Source organism: Sphingorhabdus buctiana (assembly GCF_042680825.1).
Lineage (GTDB): Bacteria > Pseudomonadota > Alphaproteobacteria > Sphingomonadales > Sphingomonadaceae > Sphingorhabdus_B > Sphingorhabdus_B buctiana.
In genome coordinates, this window is record NZ_JBHUEL010000011.1 from 346,370 (window position 1) to 364,219 (window position 17,850).

At 60.8% G+C, this 17,850-nt stretch carries 18 protein-coding genes, 1 tRNA gene and 2 pseudogenes; 8 read left to right on the top strand and 13 right to left on the bottom strand.

What is annotated here, in order from left to right; all coding sequences use genetic code 11:
• Window positions 1-41: 41 nt before the first annotated feature.
• From ACFSAG_RS14260 to hisS, 5 genes are all read right to left on the bottom strand, one after another.
• Window positions 42-1,652, bottom strand: coding sequence for a M56 family metallopeptidase (locus tag ACFSAG_RS14260; protein ID WP_381516125.1), 1,611 nt, complete (start codon window positions 1,650-1,652; stop codon window positions 42-44).
• Window positions 1,649-2,017 (bottom strand): BlaI/MecI/CopY family transcriptional regulator, encoded by a 369-nt coding sequence (locus tag ACFSAG_RS14265; protein ID WP_374614286.1) that lies wholly within the window; start codon window positions 2,015-2,017, stop codon window positions 1,649-1,651. Before ACFSAG_RS14265 ends, ACFSAG_RS14260 begins: the two co-directional genes overlap by 4 nt.
• Window positions 2,018-2,348: 331 nt before the next feature.
• Window positions 2,349-2,990, bottom strand: coding sequence for a glutathione S-transferase family protein (locus ACFSAG_RS14270; protein WP_381516130.1), 642 nt, complete (start codon window positions 2,988-2,990; stop codon window positions 2,349-2,351).
• Window positions 2,991-3,019: 29 nt separating this feature from the next.
• Window positions 3,020-4,099 carry a peptide chain release factor 1 gene (gene prfA, locus ACFSAG_RS14275; RefSeq protein ID WP_374614282.1) on the bottom strand — a complete coding sequence of 360 codons (1,080 nt, stop codon included), beginning with the start codon at window positions 4,097-4,099 and terminating at the stop codon, window positions 3,020-3,022.
• Complete coding sequence (gene hisS / locus ACFSAG_RS14280) at window positions 4,096-5,316, bottom strand: histidine--tRNA ligase (protein ID WP_381516134.1); 1,221 nt, start codon at window positions 5,314-5,316, stop codon at window positions 4,096-4,098. The genes prfA and hisS overlap by 4 nt, the downstream gene beginning before the upstream one ends.
• A 116-nt stretch (window positions 5,317-5,432) precedes the next feature.
• Between hisS and ppa the strand changes: the two genes are divergently transcribed.
• From ppa to ACFSAG_RS14305, 5 genes are all read left to right on the top strand, one after another.
• On the top strand, window positions 5,433-5,969 hold the full coding sequence (gene ppa / locus ACFSAG_RS14285) for an inorganic diphosphatase (RefSeq protein ID WP_381516137.1): 537 nt from the start codon (window positions 5,433-5,435) through the stop codon (window positions 5,967-5,969).
• Window positions 5,966-6,277 (top strand): hypothetical protein, encoded by a 312-nt coding sequence (locus tag ACFSAG_RS14290; RefSeq protein ID WP_374614277.1) that lies wholly within the window; start codon window positions 5,966-5,968, stop codon window positions 6,275-6,277. Before ppa ends, ACFSAG_RS14290 begins: the two co-directional genes overlap by 4 nt.
• Before the next feature lie 76 nt (window positions 6,278-6,353).
• Complete coding sequence (locus ACFSAG_RS14295; RefSeq protein ID WP_374614275.1) at window positions 6,354-6,770, top strand: hypothetical protein; 417 nt, start codon at window positions 6,354-6,356, stop codon at window positions 6,768-6,770.
• Window positions 6,767-7,753, top strand: a complete 987-nt coding sequence (gene ribD, locus ACFSAG_RS14300; RefSeq protein WP_417766384.1) for a bifunctional diaminohydroxyphosphoribosylaminopyrimidine deaminase/5-amino-6-(5-phosphoribosylamino)uracil reductase RibD — start codon at window positions 6,767-6,769, stop codon at window positions 7,751-7,753. The genes ACFSAG_RS14295 and ribD overlap by 4 nt, the downstream gene beginning before the upstream one ends.
• Window positions 7,738-8,346, top strand: a complete 609-nt coding sequence (locus ACFSAG_RS14305; protein ID WP_381516142.1) for a riboflavin synthase — start codon at window positions 7,738-7,740, stop codon at window positions 8,344-8,346. Before ribD ends, ACFSAG_RS14305 begins: the two co-directional genes overlap by 16 nt.
• A gap of 56 nt (window positions 8,347-8,402) precedes the next feature.
• Here the strand turns inward: ACFSAG_RS14305 and ACFSAG_RS14310 are convergent, their stop codons facing one another.
• Window positions 8,403-9,173 (bottom strand): DUF1134 domain-containing protein, encoded by a 771-nt coding sequence (locus ACFSAG_RS14310; RefSeq protein ID WP_374614271.1) that lies wholly within the window; start codon window positions 9,171-9,173, stop codon window positions 8,403-8,405.
• A 183-nt stretch (window positions 9,174-9,356) separates the two neighbouring features.
• On the opposite strand from ACFSAG_RS14310, the gene ACFSAG_RS14315 reads away from it, so the two are divergent.
• Window positions 9,357-9,449 (top strand) — tRNA-Ser (locus ACFSAG_RS14315).
• Window positions 9,450-9,716: 267 nt separating this feature from the next.
• On the opposite strand, the gene ACFSAG_RS14320 is transcribed toward ACFSAG_RS14315, so the two are convergent.
• The 6 genes from ACFSAG_RS14320 to ACFSAG_RS14345 all read right to left on the bottom strand — a co-directional run bounded on the left by ACFSAG_RS14320 (window position 9,717) and on the right by ACFSAG_RS14345 (window position 16,578).
• A complete protein-coding gene (locus tag ACFSAG_RS14320; RefSeq protein ID WP_381516145.1) occupies window positions 9,717-10,085 on the bottom strand; it encodes a hypothetical protein in 369 nt (122 codons plus the stop codon).
• A gap of 9 nt (window positions 10,086-10,094) precedes the next feature.
• Window positions 10,095-11,150: a Y-family DNA polymerase gene (locus ACFSAG_RS14325; RefSeq protein ID WP_381516148.1), complete on the bottom strand. Its 1,056-nt coding sequence runs from the start codon at window positions 11,148-11,150 to the stop codon at window positions 10,095-10,097.
• A protein-coding gene (locus ACFSAG_RS14330; RefSeq protein WP_381516151.1) for an IS3 family transposase occupies window positions 11,081-12,249 on the bottom strand; the annotation gives its coding sequence in 2 pieces (ribosomal slippage) (window positions 11,081-11,988 and window positions 11,988-12,249; 1,170 coding nt in all). The genes ACFSAG_RS14325 and ACFSAG_RS14330 overlap by 70 nt, the downstream gene beginning before the upstream one ends.
• 195 nt (window positions 12,250-12,444) lie before the next feature.
• Window positions 12,445-14,001 (bottom strand): DHA2 family efflux MFS transporter permease subunit, encoded by a 1,557-nt coding sequence (locus ACFSAG_RS14335; RefSeq protein ID WP_381516154.1) that lies wholly within the window; start codon window positions 13,999-14,001, stop codon window positions 12,445-12,447.
• Between the two features lie 4 nt (window positions 14,002-14,005).
• Window positions 14,006-15,145 carry an HlyD family efflux transporter periplasmic adaptor subunit gene (locus ACFSAG_RS14340; protein ID WP_381516157.1) on the bottom strand — a complete coding sequence of 380 codons (1,140 nt, stop codon included), beginning with the start codon at window positions 15,143-15,145 and terminating at the stop codon, window positions 14,006-14,008.
• The gene (locus tag ACFSAG_RS14345) at window positions 15,142-16,578 is read right to left on the bottom strand and encodes an efflux transporter outer membrane subunit (RefSeq protein ID WP_381516160.1); all 1,437 of its coding nucleotides are present in this window, start codon (window positions 16,576-16,578) and stop codon (window positions 15,142-15,144) included. The genes ACFSAG_RS14340 and ACFSAG_RS14345 overlap by 4 nt, the downstream gene beginning before the upstream one ends.
• 87 nt (window positions 16,579-16,665) lie before the next feature.
• Between ACFSAG_RS14345 and ACFSAG_RS14350 the strand changes: the two genes are divergently transcribed.
• Complete coding sequence (locus ACFSAG_RS14350) at window positions 16,666-17,289, top strand: TetR/AcrR family transcriptional regulator (protein WP_374612006.1); 624 nt, start codon at window positions 16,666-16,668, stop codon at window positions 17,287-17,289.
• Between the two features lie 113 nt (window positions 17,290-17,402).
• A pseudogene (locus ACFSAG_RS14355) lies at window positions 17,403-17,550 on the top strand (IS6 family transposase); the annotation flags it as partial.
• A gap of 103 nt (window positions 17,551-17,653) precedes the next feature.
• Here ACFSAG_RS14355 and ACFSAG_RS14360 read toward each other — a convergent pair.
• Window positions 17,654-17,850: pseudogene (locus tag ACFSAG_RS14360) on the bottom strand (hypothetical protein); the annotation flags it as partial.

The following is a 17,850-nucleotide window of genomic DNA, read 5'->3' on the forward strand; positions in this document are numbered from 1 at the left end:
AAACTCAAGCTTAACTTGTCGTGGAAATCGATCGCAGCGGATCAGGCATCCCCACTGGCAGCGCCATCGTCCTTCAGTTGCTTTTCAAGTTTCTCGATTTTCTGGTCGAGGCTTTTGAGAACATCATCGCGCACCGAGGCGGGCATTTCACCATCGGACTTGATTTCGTCGCGTGCCTCTTTCAGCCCCTGGATTGCATGTTTGCGGGCCATATTCGCCTGCCCCTTGCCACACAATACGATGCGGACACGCGATTGCTTCTTGCCATCCGAACCTTCGACATTGGTCGTCACCGGCTGGCCGTCTTCGCACTTGCCCTTAAATTCGGCAATGTCGATTTCGGGGATGAGCGCGGCAATCTTCATTCCGTCGACCATCTTTTCGGTGTCACCCATCATGCGAATGGCATGCGCTTGCGCACCATCCGCCGACGAATGCACGATCACGCGCTTCACCATCTTGTTGCGCTCACCCTCGGCTACGCTCCATTCGGCTTTCGCGCGCGACGCCTCGGCTTCGGCGACCATCTTCTCGACATCCGCCTCGCTCAGCTCCTTGTTCGACCGCAGGATGATGGTCTTGCCATCCTTTTCGATCTTTTTGACGAACGGCGTCTCCGCATCGCCCGACACATCGACGGTCACATCCTTGCCATCGGTGCTTTTCACGACGATTACCTTGTGCTTTCGCAGCTCAACCTTCTTTTCCGCCGGAGCCTCGGCAGCAGGTTCGGCTTGCGCGAACACCGGAACCACGGTGGCGGTCAGCGGCAGCGCGATGGCCGTTGCGGCCAGTATCGCCAGCTTGCCGGACAGTCGGCGTCCCTTGCTGGTCTCGTTCATCATCAGTCTCCTTAATCTCTGGATTATTGTCTTTGGATTGTTCAGCGCCATTGCGAAGGCGGGCAAGCCTTCGGTGGCGGTGCGCGCCAAGGCACGGCCATAGCTTTGGCGGGTGGATGCATCAGCGCCAGCAACAACGCGTGCGTCGCACGCGGCTTCCTGGTCAAAGCGGAAAGCGCTCCATGCCATCCATGCCAGCGGGTTGAACCACATCAGGCACAGGAAAATGAAGGCGGCCATATTGGCAAACAGGTCTCCACCGCGATGGTGGGCCAGTTCATGTGCAAGCGCGAGTTCGCGTTCGCGTGGTGAAAAGGTGCGGGTAAATTCGCGCGGCACCGCGACATAACGTTTGAACAAGCCGAATGCGAGCGGACCGGCAATACGATCGGTCTGGATGATGCGAATACCATCGATCATGTCGATTTCGCGGGCATCGCTCAGCAATTCTTCCCGCATGGCCGCGTACCGGTACATCTGCACGATGAAGAGCAAGGCAGCACCACCCAGCCAAAGGGTGATGGCCACCAGCGTCCAATCAACGACCGGGCCGCTCGCGATTGCGTTGCCCGCATCTACGGCAACCGAAGCCGATATGCCCCCTGCATCGCTGGTGGTATCAACAGCTACCGGTGCTGGCAGGCGAACTTCCTGCGTCAGTGTTGGCATGAAGAGCCGTGCAGCGGGTAAAGCCCAAAGGAAATAAGCAGTGCTAGCGCCGAAATGGCGCGCAACCGGGGTACGGATCAGCAGCACCAGCAGCAGCAATGCGCTGGTCGCCAGCAAAGTGTCACTCAGCCACTCCGTCATGATTTCATCTCCCTCAGCAGCTTTTCGATTTCGGCTATGTCATCGTCGCTCAGGCTTTGCTGTTCGGCGAGGTGCGCCACCAGCGGCATGAGCCTGCCCCCGAAAAAGCGGTCGACAAGGCGGCGCGATTCGCGCGTCACATAGGCATCGCGTTCGACCAGTGGCGAATAGAGGAAGCGGCGCCCGTCGAGATGATGGCCGACGGCTTCTTTTGCAACGAGGCGCGACAAAAGGGTTTTGACCGTCGCCAAGGACCAGTCACGCTGGCGGGCAACCCGACCTGCAACATCCGTTGCGGTCAATGGTGCTTCTTCCCACAGCACCTCCATCACCGCCAGTTCCGCTTCGCTGATGCGTTCAGACATCCAGAATCACCTTATCTACATTGCCCCATCTTCGATTACAGGCGTAGTCAGATCGATTACGGATGTAAACCAACGCTTCGACGAACGACGTCAGCGCGGTTACCAACTTCATGCGAAGCGGCCGTCAGAATGTCGATAAATCTTACAGGAGCAAAGGAGGTTAATTTGCCCGAAACCATATAAGTATCTGAATTTATTAGATTCAGTGAAAATGGCACAGGGTCTGCATAGTATTGGATGTTCAACACCCACTATTACCATGGACGGGTTGGTTGCTTCTCTGGTCTCGCACCAACCCGTCCCGGCATTCCCCAAAAAATCTGCAGTTAGTTTATTCAGCCAACCCATGTTTGGGATCGGCGCTGGCGATCGCGGACGGCATGGCTGCCACCTTGTCGCGCCAGGCCTTGAGATGCGCGGCATCATCAGGGATCGGCTGCCCGACCATTGCGCCAAATTCGACCCAGCAGAACAGCGCGATATCGGCGAGGGTGAAGCTATCGCCGGCAACGAAAGGCTGACGTGCGAGCAATGCATCCGCCTGCCGCAAGCCATCCTGCGCATAGGCCTTGTTGCCTGGTGCCGCCTCGGGCACGCAGAGCATGCGATCCTTGAACATCGGCAGGCCTTCAGCGCTGCGGAAACCGTTCATCATCGGGCTGCCGATGCTGTAATCGATGTGGCGGATGGCCGAGCGAACGGCTGCGCGCGCTTCGGGCGTCGCGCCGACCAACGGCTTTTCCGGGAAGCGCTCATCCAGATAATCGCAGATCACCGTGGCTTCGGAAATCAGGCTGCCATCATCGAGTTCGAGCACGGGAATGCCGCCACGCGGATATTTTTTCAGCCATTCACCCTGACGGTTTTCGCCTGCGCGAATGTCGACAAAGGCACGATCAATTTCGAGGCCCTTTTCGGCAAGATAAAAGAGGACAACTCGTGGGTTGGGGCCAACTGACTGGTATAATTTCATCGTCGCACTCTCCTCTTGCGGTAAATTTTTTATCCGGCGTCCATCCCCGCCAAACGTGCAGACTGGTCTTCGGCTATCAACGCGTCAACCAGTTCGGCGAGGCCGCCGCCTTCCAATATCTCGGGCAGTTTGTGTAGCGTCAGATTGATGCGATGGTCAGTGACGCGGCCTTGCGGGAAGTTATAGGTGCGGATGCGCTCGCTGCGATCGCCCGATCCGACCATTGCCTTGCGCGCCTCGGCCTCTGCACCTTGTGCCTCGTCACGCTCCTTCTCATAGAGCCGCGCGCGCAGCACCTGCATCGCCTTTTCCTTGTTCTTGTGCTGGCTGCGGCCATCCTGGCAGGTAACGATGATGCCCGATGGCAGGTGGGTAATACGCACCGCGCTGTCGGTGGTGTTCACATGCTGCCCGCCCGCGCCAGAGGCACGATAAACGTCGATTTTGAGGTCCTTGTCCTCGATCTGCACATCGACTTCGGTAGGCTCAGGCAAAACCGCGACGGTCGCGGCGCTGGTGTGGATGCGGCCTCCTGATTCGGTGACGGGTACGCGCTGCACGCGGTGCACCCCGCTTTCGAATTTCAGCTTGGCAAAGACGCCCGCCCCCGAAACCGCAGCGACGATTTCCTTGAACCCGCCGACGTCGGAGGCGTTCATCGAAATGGGTTCGACCTTCCAGCCCTGCAGCCCGGCATAGCGTTCATACATGCGATAAAGATCGCCCGCGAACAACGCCGCCTCATCACCGCCGGTACCAGCGCGAATTTCGAGCATCGCCGAACGCTGGTCTGCAACGTCGCGGGGGAGGAGGAGGATGGCGAGTTCATGCTCGGCGGTTTCGATCCGTGCGCGCACGCTATCGATTTCCTCACCCGCCATCGCCTTCAGATCGGCATCGTCCCCGGCGAGCATTTCCTCCAGCCCGGCCAGTTCATCGCGCAAGGACCGCATTTCTGCAGCCGCCTTCGCTACCGGCTCGATTTCGGAATATTCCTTCGACGCCTGCACAAAGGCATCGCCCTCGAGCGTGCCCGACGCCATCCGCGCCTCAAGCTCGGCAAAGCGCGCCTCGATCTGTGCGATGCGTTGGGGGGAGATGGCTGTCATGCAAGCGTTTTGAGAAAATCGAGAAGGCGTACATTCTCACCTTCGGCTGACATGCCGTAATATCCGTTTTCATTCACCCGCAGAATTGCCGAGGGATTGTGTTTGACTGCCTTGTCATAACGTTTCTTTGGAGAGCCAGTCGCAATCATGTCGGCAGAGATGCCTGCAAACCTCAATTGTTTGAGCAACGCGATTGCGTGTTGCATACCGTCGTCATTTTCGAGGACGATCATCGCATCGAGTTGATATCCGACGGGCGCCTCAATCAACATCGCCAACCGCTCAATCCCGGCAGCCCAACCTACAGCTGGCGTGGCAGGCCCACCCAGATTCTCGATCAGCCCGTCATAACGCCCGCCACCGAGCACGGTGCCTTGCGCACCCAGCCGGTCGGTGGTGAATTCGAACGCGGTGTGGCGGTAATAATCAAGGCCACGCACCAGCTTTGCATTGCGCGTCCAGGCGACGCCGGCGGCATCCAATCCCGCTGTGACTGCGCCGAAAAAGTCTTGTGCTTCACCGCTCAAAAACTCGTCAATCTTTGGCGCAGCATGGGCGACGCCGCGATCGTCGGGATCCTTGCTGTCCAGGATGCGGAGCGGGTTTTTCTCCAGCCGCGACAGACTGTCTTCGGAGAGGACATCCTTGTGATCGTTGAAATAGGTGATCAACGCCGCGCGCCACGCATCACGGCTGGCGGCATCGCCCAGCGTGTTCAGTTCCAGCGTCACGCCTTCCTTGATACCCAGTTCGTGCAGCAACTGGTCGGCCATCACCAGCAGTTCGACATCCGCCGCCGGCTCGGCAGCCCCGATGATTTCGGCGTCGATCTGGTGGAACTGGCGATAGCGGCCCTTTTGCGGGCGCTCATAACGGAATAGCGGGCCATGCGCGGTCACCTTCATCGGTGCATGCTGCTGCCAGCCATTGGTGAGGTAGGCGCGCGCTATGCCTGCGGTAAATTCGGGCCGCAGCGTGATCGAATCGCCGCCGCGATCCTCGAAGGTGTACATCTCCTTCGAGACGACATCGGTCGCCTCACCCAGCGAACGCGCGAAGACCGCGGTCGGCTCAATCACCGGCAGTTGCAGCCCCTTGAAACCATAAAGCCTGCGCACCCGCTCAAAAGTCGAGACGACATGCGCGAACCGCTCCTCGGTTTCGCCATACATATCCTGCGTGCCACGCACCGGCTGCGGAGTTTGAATTTTTGCCATAATGCGCGCGTCCCTAGCGGGTTTTGTGATATGGGGGAATAGGCCGCTATTCAGCCTTCCGTCAGGCGCGATATTCGACTAGGGGCCGCGCAAAACAACCATGAAAGCCATCTCCCATGCGTATCGACCTTATCCCTGCCGGTGATAATCCTCCTGAAAGCCTGAACGTCCTCATCGAAGTTCCCATTGGCGGCGAACCGGTGAAGTATGAATTCGACAAGGCATCAGGCGCGCTGTTCGTCGACCGATTCCTCCACACACCGATGCGATATCCGGCCAATTACGGTTTTGTGCCGCACACGCTGGGCGAAGATGGCGATCCGCTTGACGCCCTTGTCGTTGCGCGTTCGCCAATCGTCGCGGGTGCAGTCGTCAAATGCCGTCCGATCGGCGTGTTGTTGATGGAAGATGACAAAGGCGGTGATGAAAAGCTGCTGTGCGTTCCCGTCAACACCACCTTCCCTTATTATGCCGATGTCGTGACCTATAAGGATATGCCGCCGATCGTGCTGCAACAGATCGAGCATTTTTTCACCCACTATAAAGACCTTGAGCCCGGCAAATGGGCGAAGCTCAATGGTTGGGGCGATGTCGACGAAGCCAAGCGCATCATCGTCGAATGTGTCGAGCGCGCCAAGGAACACGGCATATGAAAGCGGCGCTGCTGGTTCCAATAGTCGCTCTGGCGCTGGCCGGATGCGCCACGCCCGAAACGCGCATCCGTACCGCACTGACCGAAGCCGGACTATCCAAACCGGTGGCGTCGTGCATGGCAGATCGCATGGTGGACCGGCTGTCGCTGATGCAACTCAACAAGCTCAACGGTCTCAAGAAGCTGCAGAGCAAGAAGGCAAGCCAGATCACCATCGAGGAATTTGTGAAGCGCACCCGGGCATTGCAGGACCCGGAGATTCTGGGTGTGGTCAGCTCCTCAGGCGTGATCTGCGCGATCAAGTCTTAAATCGTTGCCCCTCTCGCCCATGGGAGAGGAATCATCGCCACTGGAATTCTGCGCCTGCAATCCCTAAACAAGGCCAATGAGTTTTTTCCAGGATGCATCGATCAAGGGCGGGGTTGCCGACCTGTTTGGCTATATGCGCGAACAGCGCGGCAGCAAGCTCATGATTTTGCTGCTGGCCTGTGTGCCGACAGCGACAATCATCACCATGTTCTATTTCGATGCGATGGGCAAAGCGACCCCACCACCGCCGACCGTCACTTATATCGAAAGCTGGCCTGCAGATCGATCTGTCGAGGAAAGCCTTGCCGCAATCCGGGAGCACCAGAAGACCAAGGATGCGATGCGCGCGCGCGAACGCGAAGCCTATAAGGCCCTGGGCAGCGTCGTCGGCATGGATGTCGAGAAGCTCGACGCCGAAGCGCGAAAGGAAGAAGCGGCCCGCCGCGAAAAGGCCGAGGCAGAGATCGCCGCACGTTTGGGAGCTTCAAAATAGCCGTCTCGGCTGATGACCGGCGCTGGCTGGCCGCCGCAATTGCACTTGCCGAACGTGGCAAGGGCCTGACCGGCAACAACCCTTCAGTTGGCTGCATCATCGTCAAAGACGATATCGTTATTGGACGCGGCTGGACACAGCCCGGCGGCCGGCCGCACGCCGAGGCGATGGCTTTGGAGCAAGCTGGGCCAGCGGTCAAAGGCTCCACCATCTATGTCAGCCTTGAACCTTGCGCGCATGAAAGCGTACGCGGGCCAAGCTGCGCCGACGGGCTTGTCGCTGCCAAGCCAGCGAGAGTCGTAGCCGCACTGACCGATCCCGACCCGCGCACGGCTGGCAGTGGTTTTGACCGGCTCGTCGCGGCAGGGATTTCCGTCGAACGCGATGCGATGGCGGTGGAAGCGCACGCCAGCCTTGCAGGCTTTATCAGCCGCATCACCAAGGGCCGCCCGCATGTAACGCTGAAGCTTGCCACCTCGCTTGATGGTTGCATTGCGATGGCGGATGGCCGCAGCCGCTGGATCACCAACGATGCGGCCCGCGCCCATGCCCATGTCGAACGTGCCCGATGCGACGCGATCCTTGTAGGTGCAGGCACGGTGCGCGCCGATACGCCCAAACTCAACGTCCGCCTGCCCGGCCTCGAAGGCCGGTCACCGCGCCGCATCATGCTAGGTAGTGGCGACGCGCCAGAGGGGTGGGAGGCCATCCGCACGCCCGATGCCATATCTGCGCTCGATTGCAACAGCCTGATCGTCGAAGGCGGCGCGCAAACCGCGAGCGCTTTCCTGCGCGCGGGGCTGGTCGACCGGCTGATGCTTTATCGCGCACCGATCATCATCGGAGGCGGCAAGCCCTGCCTTGGCGATATAGGGCTGGCAGATCTGTCGGAAGCGCATGGCCGCTGGCAGCTTTCGGACACGCGGATGCTTGGCAACAACCGGTTTGAAGTCTACGAGGCCATCCCATGTTCACAGGCATAGTCACCGACATCGGAACCATAACCACCGCCGAACAGCGCGGTGACCTTCGTCTAATCATCCAATGCGGCTACGACATGGGTGGGGTCGATATGGGCGCGTCAATCGCCTGTTCGGGCTGCTGCCTGACCGTGGTCGATAAAGGTGCAGACTGGTTTGCGGTCGATGCCTCGGCCGAAACCGTCAGCAAGACCGCAACCGGCATGTGGACGCAAGGCCGCCGCCTCAACCTGGAGCGCGCGCTCAAACTGGGCGACGAACTGGGCGGGCATATCGTCACTGGTCATGTCGATGGCGTTGGCGAAGTGTTGTCGGTTGAACCGGTCGGCGATTCGCACAAAGTAACGATCGCTGCTCCGGCCGCACTTGCACCTTATATCGCCGAGAAAGGCTCAATCACCGTCGATGGCGTTTCACTGACGGTGAACAGCGTCATCGACGCAAGCGATGGCCGTGCACATTTCACGCTCAACATCATACCGCACACCTGGGATGTCACGACGCTGGCCGAACTGGCTGCGGGACGCGCCGTAAACCTCGAAATCGACGTTCTGGCCCGCTACCTGAAGCGCATGGAAGAAGTCCGCGCGAAATAAAAAAAGGGCGTCCCTAAGGACGCCCATTAGCCCCTGTACGGTGCGACCCGGGGCCTTTAGAACGGCAGCCAGCGCTGCTTCTTCGAAAACTTCATATAACCGACATTGGCGCCCAGCCGCAGTCCGGCCCCGACGCGGATCGGGATCAGGACTACATCGCCTCGACGTAGGTAGCTGGCGTTGAAACCACCGACCAGATAGGCCACGCCCTCGCCCGAAGGATAGCGTTTGTATAGGTCTTCGGTGTCATAGAGGTTGTACACCAGCACAAAGGTGCTGCCCGCATTGGCGCCGGCATCGAAACCAATCGACGGACCAGTCCAATAAACCGGGCGCTGGCCTTCTACCTTGTGATGCAGTGTTCCAGATCCGTAACGCAAACCAACGACCAGCGCGCCGCCACCTTCGCGACCGACGATATATCCGTTGGGCTGGCCCTGTTTCTTGAGGATATCTTCGATCAGCTTGCCGAGCCCCTGCGCACCCTTGCCGAACACGCCTTCAGCCGCACCGATCAGGTCATCTTGCTGATATGTTGAGGCGTCACCCGGCTGGGGAACGGTCGTCGCTGTGGTCGGTTCGGCTGTTGTGTCGACCGAGGGCGTCACCGTCGTGTCGCCTTCAATGGGCGGGTCGGTCGGGATATCGGATGCATTCGGCGTTTCCACCTTGGGCGGAGTGCCGAGATCTGCATCGATTGCATCATTGGGGTCGATAGACTGGATTTGCGCATTCGCCGGCGCAACCGAGGCTGGGCCGACCAACAGCAATGCAGCAAAGGCAAGCGCCAGACGGTTCCCGAAAACTTTCAGCGGGTGGCCTGTCATATGTCGCAATCCTCCAAACTTGAATGGCACGCTATGGCTCCCGCTAGGCTGCGCACAATGAACGGGCGATGAGTCGAGTCGCTTTCGCGCCCAAACGAGTCAAAACCGCTGAAGAAATTCCAATGGAATAGGCATTGCAGCCAGGTTGCTTGCCCGCTATAGGCGCCCGACGCCAATCGCGCAGGAGACGTGGGTGAGTGGCTGAAACCAACGGTTTGCTAAACCGTCGTACTGGTAAATCCGGTACCGAGGGTTCGAATCCCTCCGTCTCCGCCATTCAATCTATTGGAATCGTTCTATTCCTTGGGTTGAGCTCGAAAAATCCCGTGTGTTTCAAGGGTTATAGGCCAAGGGCTCTCCACCGGGTCAGGCCGGATATGCCCCTGCCAAGCTCTCTCTCGGCCGATATTATCCAAAGCTCTCGACTACACCGGTTTTAGTGTAGAGCTTTATCGCATTGAAATTCTGCGGGTATTTTGGCCTCCCTTTTTGTGGTCAGAGCCGAGATTCACTTCAAAAACCGTCCCGGTTCCAACCGCTACATCACCGCAAAGCTTGGGCGATTATCAGCGCGAGAGCCATGATCGTGATCCACGGCCAGGGCGTTGCCCAAAGCGACCGCACCTTCAATTGCTCAAGCTGGGCAATTGCCATCCGAACGCTGGCCTGCTGAAAGTGCAGATCTTTGAGGGCGGCTTTCATCACCTCAGTCTCGATGTAGGTCGATGCGTCGTCGGCCAACAGCTCGACCTCATCAAGCAACCGAAGCACCTCCCGCAGTCGGGGAACTGCGCTCGGATCAGGAGTGCCGAGCATGGCGATCGCCTCTTGATGCTTGCTCTTGGCCAGCGTCAGCATCTGGCTGATGTGTTCGACAGCAGCATCAGGCAGGTCAGGATCAGCAGCGTCCATGGAGCACTCTTACCCCATCTTGGCGGCAGGAATATCCCCCCACCGAGTCGTAAAGCTGGGCGACAGGTTTTCTTGCCGCATCCGCCATTCGCCGCCCTTGCGGGCCAACCCCAGGCGTGCCTTGCCGCGACCGAAACGGGTGTTGATCTCGTCCAGCGCGGCCATCAGGCCGTCAGGCTGCTCAATCATGTCAAACAGCGACGCAGGCACAGAGGCAGGTTCGCCGAGGTCGAGAAGCAAAACTCCGGCCTTCCTCCAGCCATACCCATCGCGCCAAATGCGATCGAAGATTCGCAGGACGGCATCGGTGATGACGCGGGTGTCGTTGGTAGGGCGCTGGAATGTAGCGGAACCCGACACTGACTTCTGCGCGGCGTTCTGGTCGAATGGGTCGGTCCGGATGAACAATTGGACTGCGCCCGCCACCTGTCCGGCATGCCGAACCTTCTCGGCCACCCGTTCGGCAAAGCTCATCACGGCATCGTGAACCTGGCCCTTGTCGCGGATCGCTTCCCCGAAGGTTCGGGAGCAGCATGTAGTCTGGCGCGGCGCGGGCTGGTCCTCGAGCGCGTGACAGGCAATCCCTCGCAGCTCATGAACTGTTCTGAGGCCGACGATGCCCATGCGCTGCCGCACCCAGCCGTCCTGGGCGCAAGCGAGGTCATAGGCCGTGTGGATGCCGCGCTCCTCGAGCATTGCGTTCCAGCGCCGCCCAATCCCCCAGACATCACCCACGGCGGTCTTGCGCAGTGCCGCCTCCGTCCATTGCGGGTGACGGCTGAGATCAAGGACGCCGCCTGCCTTGGCTGATTTCTTCGCGAGCCGATTGGCAACTTTGGCCAGGGTCTTGGTTGGCCCGACGCCGATCGATACCGGAATCCCGGTCCACTGGTGTGTGCGGCGCCTCAGGTTCCGACACCAGTCAGTGAGATCGGCCACCGCCATCCGGTCGAGGTCGAGGTGACCGGCCCCCACCGAGTGGTCCGTGTTGTTTGTTAGTGCATAATTGCCTCTGGCACCATGGGTGACCGTAGGTGGAGCGAAGCGGAACCGGAGGGCAGCCATGGTGGCGTCGCTGCTTCCGGGGCCGGTGGTCGGTAGCCAAGTGAGCTGTGCGGTCTGACGGTGTTGTAATGCCGCCGCCAGGCTTCGATCAGGATCTGAGCCTCGGCCAGGGTGTAGAAGATTTCTCCGTTCAAGAGTTCATCACGCATCGAGCCGTTGAAGGACTCGCAGTAGCCATTCTCCCATGGGCTGCCAGGTGTGATGTAGAGCGTCTTCACTCCGATCTTAGCTAGCCATTGCTGTACCGCATTTGCGATAAATTCCGGGCCATTGTCCGACCTTATGTGCGCCGGCGGCCCCCGTGTAACGAACAGTTCAGCTAGGACTGCCAACACATCCTCGCTTCGCAAGCGTCGCGCCACTGGCAAGGCCAGACACTCCCTGCTGGCTTCATCGATAATCGACAGGATACGGAACTTGCGACCATCGTGCGTCCGACCCTCAACAAAGTCGTATGACCACACGTGCCCCGGATACTCGGGTCGCAGCCGGATACATGATCCATCGTTGAGCCAAAGTCGGGAACGTTTGGGTTGCTTATGCGGCACCTTCAACCCCTCCCGGCGCCAGATGCGCTCCACGCGCTTAAAGCTCACATGCCAGCCTGCCTCGCGCAGCAGAGCCGTTATACGGCGATAGCCATAGCGACCATATTGCCTGGCTAAGGCGATGATGTCCTGGGTCAGTGCCGCTTCGTCATCAGCCCCACGCGGCGTCTTGCGCTGTGTTGATCGATGTTGCCCCAGCACACGGCAGATCCGTCGCTCGGACACCGAGATTATGCCCCTAATATGATCAATACAGCGCCTGCGGCGCGCGGGGCTTAGAAGTTTCCCTTCGCTGCCTCCTGCAGGATCAGCTTGTCGAGCGTCAGGTCCGATACCGCTCGGCGCAACCGGGCATTCTCTTTCTCCAGCTCTTTCATCCGCCGGGCCTGGTCCATCTTCAGGCCGCCGTATTCTTTACGCCAGCGATAATAACTTTGTTCGGTAACACCGATCCGCCGGCAGGCATCAGCAACTGTTCCACCCTGTGCTAGCACGATCTCCGCTTCACGCAGCTTGCCGATGATGTCTTCCGGCTTGTGCTTCCTTGCCATTTCAATCCTCCTTCGTGGCCATTCCTAAAATAGAAATTGGGCCACTCAGAAGGGGGCAGATCAAAAGGTCGGGTCACGACTGGGGCGTCGCTTGCCTCGGCAGATGTAACCGGAGCCTTGGGCTATACCCCTGCCAACAAGGCGGGCGAGAGCTTTACCGGTTCGATCTCGGTTACGGGTACGATCACGGCAAGCCTAATGCGCTTCGCCCGGGCTCAGCGCTTTGGCGGGGCGGGGGGCCAGCCACACTGCCAGGACCGAAATCAGGAAGATAGCGAAGCTGAGCATGAAAACGTAATGCGCGGCGCCCGTCAGGGCCTGGATTTCGACAATCCCTTCCAGCGCGGAGTAGTTTTGCCCCGGCGTCAGTCCAGCGTCCTGCATCGCCGCCGCCGCGCCGTTTGCGTCGTTAATGCCCTGCACGAATTCTGTCCGCTGCACCCGCGCATTGTTGACCCACAAGGTGGAGGCGATGGCGGTTGCGACTGCGCCTGCCACTGTGCGGCTGAAGGTGACGATCCCGGCAGCGGAAGCGACCTGATCGGTCCGTACCGCCGCGATCGACAGGGCCGACAGCCCGACAAAGAAGAACGGCATCCCCAGCCCCTGCAAGAGCTGCGGCATGGCCAGGGCCCAGAAGGTCGATTCCGTGTTCCAGGCCAGCCGCAACAGCGTGGTCAGGCCAAGCCACAGCATCCCCAGGCTGACGGTCAGGCGCACATCCACCCGGTTCAGCAGTCCGGCGGCCAAAGGCGCGACAAGGATTGCCAGAACCCCCTGAAACCCCGTGACCAGCCCGGCATTGGTTGCGTTATAGCCAAGCGCTTGCTGCATCCACAGCGGCACCAGCACGACAGTCGCGAAGAACGCGCCATAGCCCAGCGACATGGCCAGAGTGGCAGCGGCGAGGGTTCGGTCGCGCAGCAGCCGGATGTTGACTACCGGGTGCGGTTCATACCACTCCCAGATAACGAAGGCGGCAAAACCGATTGCAGCAATGATCGCCATGACCACGACGATGTCGGAATTGAACCAGTCATGCTCGCGCCCCGTTTCCAGCATGATCTGGAAAGCGCTGACCCAGACAATCAGCAGGAACAGGCCGGTCTTGTCGAGCGGCGGGCGGGCGATGGCGGTTTCATAACGGCCCAGGCTGCGCATGAATGTCAGCAGGCAGAAGGCGATCACCGGCAGGTTGATGAAGAATATCCAGTGCCAGCTCCAGTTGTCGCTGATCCACCCGCCCAGGATCGGGCCAAAGATCGGCGCGGCAATCGTGGTCGTGGCCCACAGGCCCATGGCCATCGGCACCTTTTCCGGGGGAAAGATGCGGGTCAGCATCGCCTGGGTCAAAGGCATGATCGGCCCGCCCGAAAGCCCCTGCAACACGCGGCTCAGCACCAGCAATTCGATGCTGGGCGAAATCCCGCACAGGAACGACGACAAGCCGAAGCCCGCGACGCACAGGATCAAGGTGCGAACCGTTCCGAAACGCGCGGCCAGCCAGCCGGTCAGCGGCACGGTGATCGCTTCGGCAACGGCGTAGGACGTCAGCACCCACAGCCCCTGGCTGGGTGACACCGCCAGTCCGCCGGAAATATGCGGCACCGAAACGTTGGCAATCGTGATGTCCAGAACCACGATGAAATTGCACAGCGCCAGTGCAAAGGCGGCCAGAAACAGGGCAAGCCCGGTCAGCGGCACCGGCGAGGATGCTGCGCTGCCGTCAACGGTCTGGCCGGGGTTTGCCATGGCTTCAGTCCCGAGTGTCGATCTCGGCCTCCATCGAGGCTCCGATCGGTAGCGGGTGCTGCTTCAGCTGGGCGGGATCGAGGGCAATCCGAACGGGCACGCGCTGCACCACTTTCACCCAGTTGCCAGTGGCGTTCTGGGCCGGGATCAGCGCCGTGGCAGCGCCCGATGCTGCGCCAACCCCGATGACCTTGCCGCGATAGGTCACGCCGGACCCGTACAGGTCCGAGGTAAGCTCGGCGCTCTGTCCGATCCGGACACCGCGCAACTGGGTTTCGCGGAAATTGGCATCGACATAGACTTGGGCCAGCGGAACAATCCGCATCAGCGGCGCGCCCGGCGCAACCTGCTGTCCGGTCTGGACCTGCCGCTGGGAAACCACTCCGGCAATCGGCGCGCGGATCACGGTGCGGTCCACAGCCAGTCTGGCCGCATCAAGCCGGGCCTTGGCCGCCACGACGTCCGGATCGGCCTCGATATTGCCGGTTCCGGTAATCACGGCATTGGCCTCTGCGCTGCCGCCTGCCGCGGCGCGGCCTGCTTCGGCAGCATTGACGGCGCTGCGGGCGGATTCGAAATTGGCCCGGGCGCTGGCCGCTGCGGCGCGGGCCTGGGCCAGTTCCTCGCCCGCCACTGCGCCGGACCCGACCAGACCCTGACGTCGCGCCAGCGCATCCTCGGCGCGGCGCAATTCGGCTTCGCTTGCGGCAAGACGGGCGCGGGCCTGGCCGATATCGGCCATGGCCCCGGTCACCCGCGCGTTCAGGCTGCGGCCATTGGCCTGGGCCTGAAGAAAGCGTTGCCGCGCCTGACGCAGCGCCGCTTCTGCCGCGACCAGCTCGATCCGGGCATCGGCATCGTCCAGCCGGACCAGCACGTCTCCGGCCTTGACCGTCTGGGTGTCGGTTACCCGGACTTCCGCGACAGCGGCGGCAATTCGCGGCGTGATTACCGCGGAATCCGCCGCGACATAAGCATTGTCGGTGCTGGCCATGCCGCGTTCGAACAGCAGGTACCACAGGCTCCATGCCGCAGCCGCCAGACCGACCACCAAGGCAAGGCGCATCAGCATTGTCTTGCGGCGGTGGGCCGGTGGAGCATCGCTGTCATTGGCCAGATTGCTTGCGCTGTCGGGATTGTTCATCGGTTCGCTTCCGGCTTGTATTCAGGGGTTTCTGCAAAACCGCCACCCAAGGCGACGGACAGGGCAATATCGGCCTGTTGATTGAGGGTATTCAGCGCGGAGAGCGCCGCCCTTGCGCCGATCAGCGCACGCTCTGCGGCAAGGGTCCTGCGCAAATCGTCTAGTCCGGCGGCGTGGCGTTGCCGCGTTGCGGCCAGCTGGCGCTGCGCCGCGTTCACCGCATTCTGCGCTGCGGCGATCTGGTCCGTCAGGCTGGCCTTGCTTGCCGCAGCGTCGGCAACCTGACGGATCGCCGTGATCAGGGCCGCATTGTACAGCGAGACTGCCTCGTCATAATCGGCCCGCGCCGCGCGGTATCCGGCGCGCGCCGCGCCGCCATCGAAAATCGGCAGGCGCAGGGCCGGCCCCGCATTGGCGATCAGTGACGAATCCTGGAAGAGGTTGTCCAGCCCGATAGCCTGAAAGCCGACCAGCGCGACAAGATTGATGTCCGGATAGAACGCCGCCCGCGCGATCCCGATCCGCGCCGAGGCACTTTCCGCACGCAGCCGCGCCGAAACCAGATCAGGACGGCGACCGACCAGATTGAGCGGAAGATCGCCGGGCAGGGCAAGGTCTTGCCGCACAGCAAGCTGCGGCCGCTGGATCATCTGCCCTCGTTCAGGTCCCGCTCCAGCCAGTGCGGCCAGTGCGTTCCGGGTCAGGGCAATGGCCTCATCCAGCGCTTTCAATTCGGCCACGGTGCGGGCCAGCTGGCCTTCCGCTTCGCTGACCACCGCGCTGTTTTCCAGCCCGCGGGCCTGCCGCGCCTGGAGCAGCGCCAGTTCGTCCCCGGCATTTTTCAAGCGCGCTTCGGCCAGATCCCGGCTGGCGAACAGGCCGGCAAGATCGGCATAGGCCGATGCGATTGCCGCCTGCAGCAAAAGGCGGGTCTGGGCCACGTCAACCTGCGCGCTCATGGCGGCGGAAGTGGCTGCGGCAAGGGCCGAGCGCTTTCGTCCCCACAGATCAAGATCGAATTCCAGCAGCGCGCCGATCCGCCCTTGATCGCGCACGTCTCCCGGTATCAGGCCCGGCGGGAACCCCTGGTTCTGGCTTTGCCGGATCGCACCGGCACTGCCTTCAACGCCCAAGGCAGGCAGCGTCGCCGCTTTCGCCTGAGCCTGAAACGCCAGAGCGCGGCGCGCTCTGGCCTGGGCGGCGGCAAGATCGGGGGAAGCACTAAGCGCCTCTTCCATCAGGCGGTCCAGCGCCGGGTCGCCCATGGCCGTCCACCACCGATCGTCAGGAAACGAGCCCGGCGCGGCGGCTGGCCTGACGCCAAGGGACAAGGTTGCCGGATCGCGCAGGGCAGGCGGCGCATCCAGTTGCGGGATGGACGCACAGCCGGTCAATGCCAGCATTGCCAGCAACGCTTGAGTGTGCCTGATCATAAAACCGTACTGCGCAGTATCATTGTGCTGCCTCTTACGGATATGCGGGCGGTTGTCAATGCAAATGATACTGCTTAGTATCACTGCATGACAGAACGAGAGCATGGAGCAGGAGGCGCGCGCCGCAAGGCAATCCTTGCGACGGCGCGCGAGATGTTTCTCGATCAGGGCTACAAGCCGGTTTCCATGTCGGCCATTGCGGCGCGGCTGGGGGGATCCAAGACCACGCTGTGGTCCTACTTTCCCAGCAAGCCGGTTCTGTTCATGGCAGTAGCCGAGGATCTGGTTGACGAATATGCCGAGTTCATTTCCGCATCACTGGTCCTGAACCAGCCGCTGGACCGCTCGCTGACCGTGTTTGGCGAGCGCCTGCTGGCCGCGCTCACATCGCCGCCGATTACCGCATTGATGCGCATTGTCACGGGCGAGGCGCGCGACATTCCGGGGCTGGGGCAGATGTTCCATGAACAGGGCCTGGCCCGGGGCTGGCGGATCACGACCGAATATTTTGCCGAACTGCAGCGGCGCGGGTTGCTGCGCAGCAGTGCCGACCCATTCCGCGCCGCCCAGCACTTCATCGCCCTGTGTCAGTCCGGTTGTTACCAGATCCACATGATCGGCGACCAGAAACCGCCCAACGCCGCAACGATCGCGGCGGATGTCAACGAGGCGGTCAAGGTCTTCTGCGCAGCCTATGGTCCGCAGGATTGATCGCCTGCCAGCATCCTCAGCTGAACGCGTGAAATAGGCCCAGTGATGACAATCGAAAAGTCATTGCGGCTAAGCCGAAACGCTCTCCCTAGGTAGGATGAGGGTGCTGAGAGATAAGCTTCAAACGACATAGGTTTCCGCTAGATGTGATCCGCTATGCGGTCTGGCTCTATTTTCGCTTCGCGATGAAGCCTGCGCGATTTTGAAGATCTGCTCGCGGAGCGCAGCGACCGCGTATGGCACCTGGACGAGATGGTGGTTCGGATGGGCAAACCTCGGTTCACCCGGTGAGAGTTAAGCTGACAATGCCCTTTTGACCGGAAGAGAAGGTTTCGCATCAGACTGACGGTTCCACCCTGACCTTTCAGGCTGCGACCAGAACCTTATCGACGACGATGTCATCGGCATGAGCGCGGGCCTGAGCCAGATCATAAGTCGTCTGCATATGCATCAGGGTGTCCGCCTTAATGCCGAAGGCCTTCTCAAACCGAATTGGACTTGTAACGGTTTCGTGCCGGTCACCTATCTCATTATGCCACCTTGGCCTCGAATGCGAGCGGG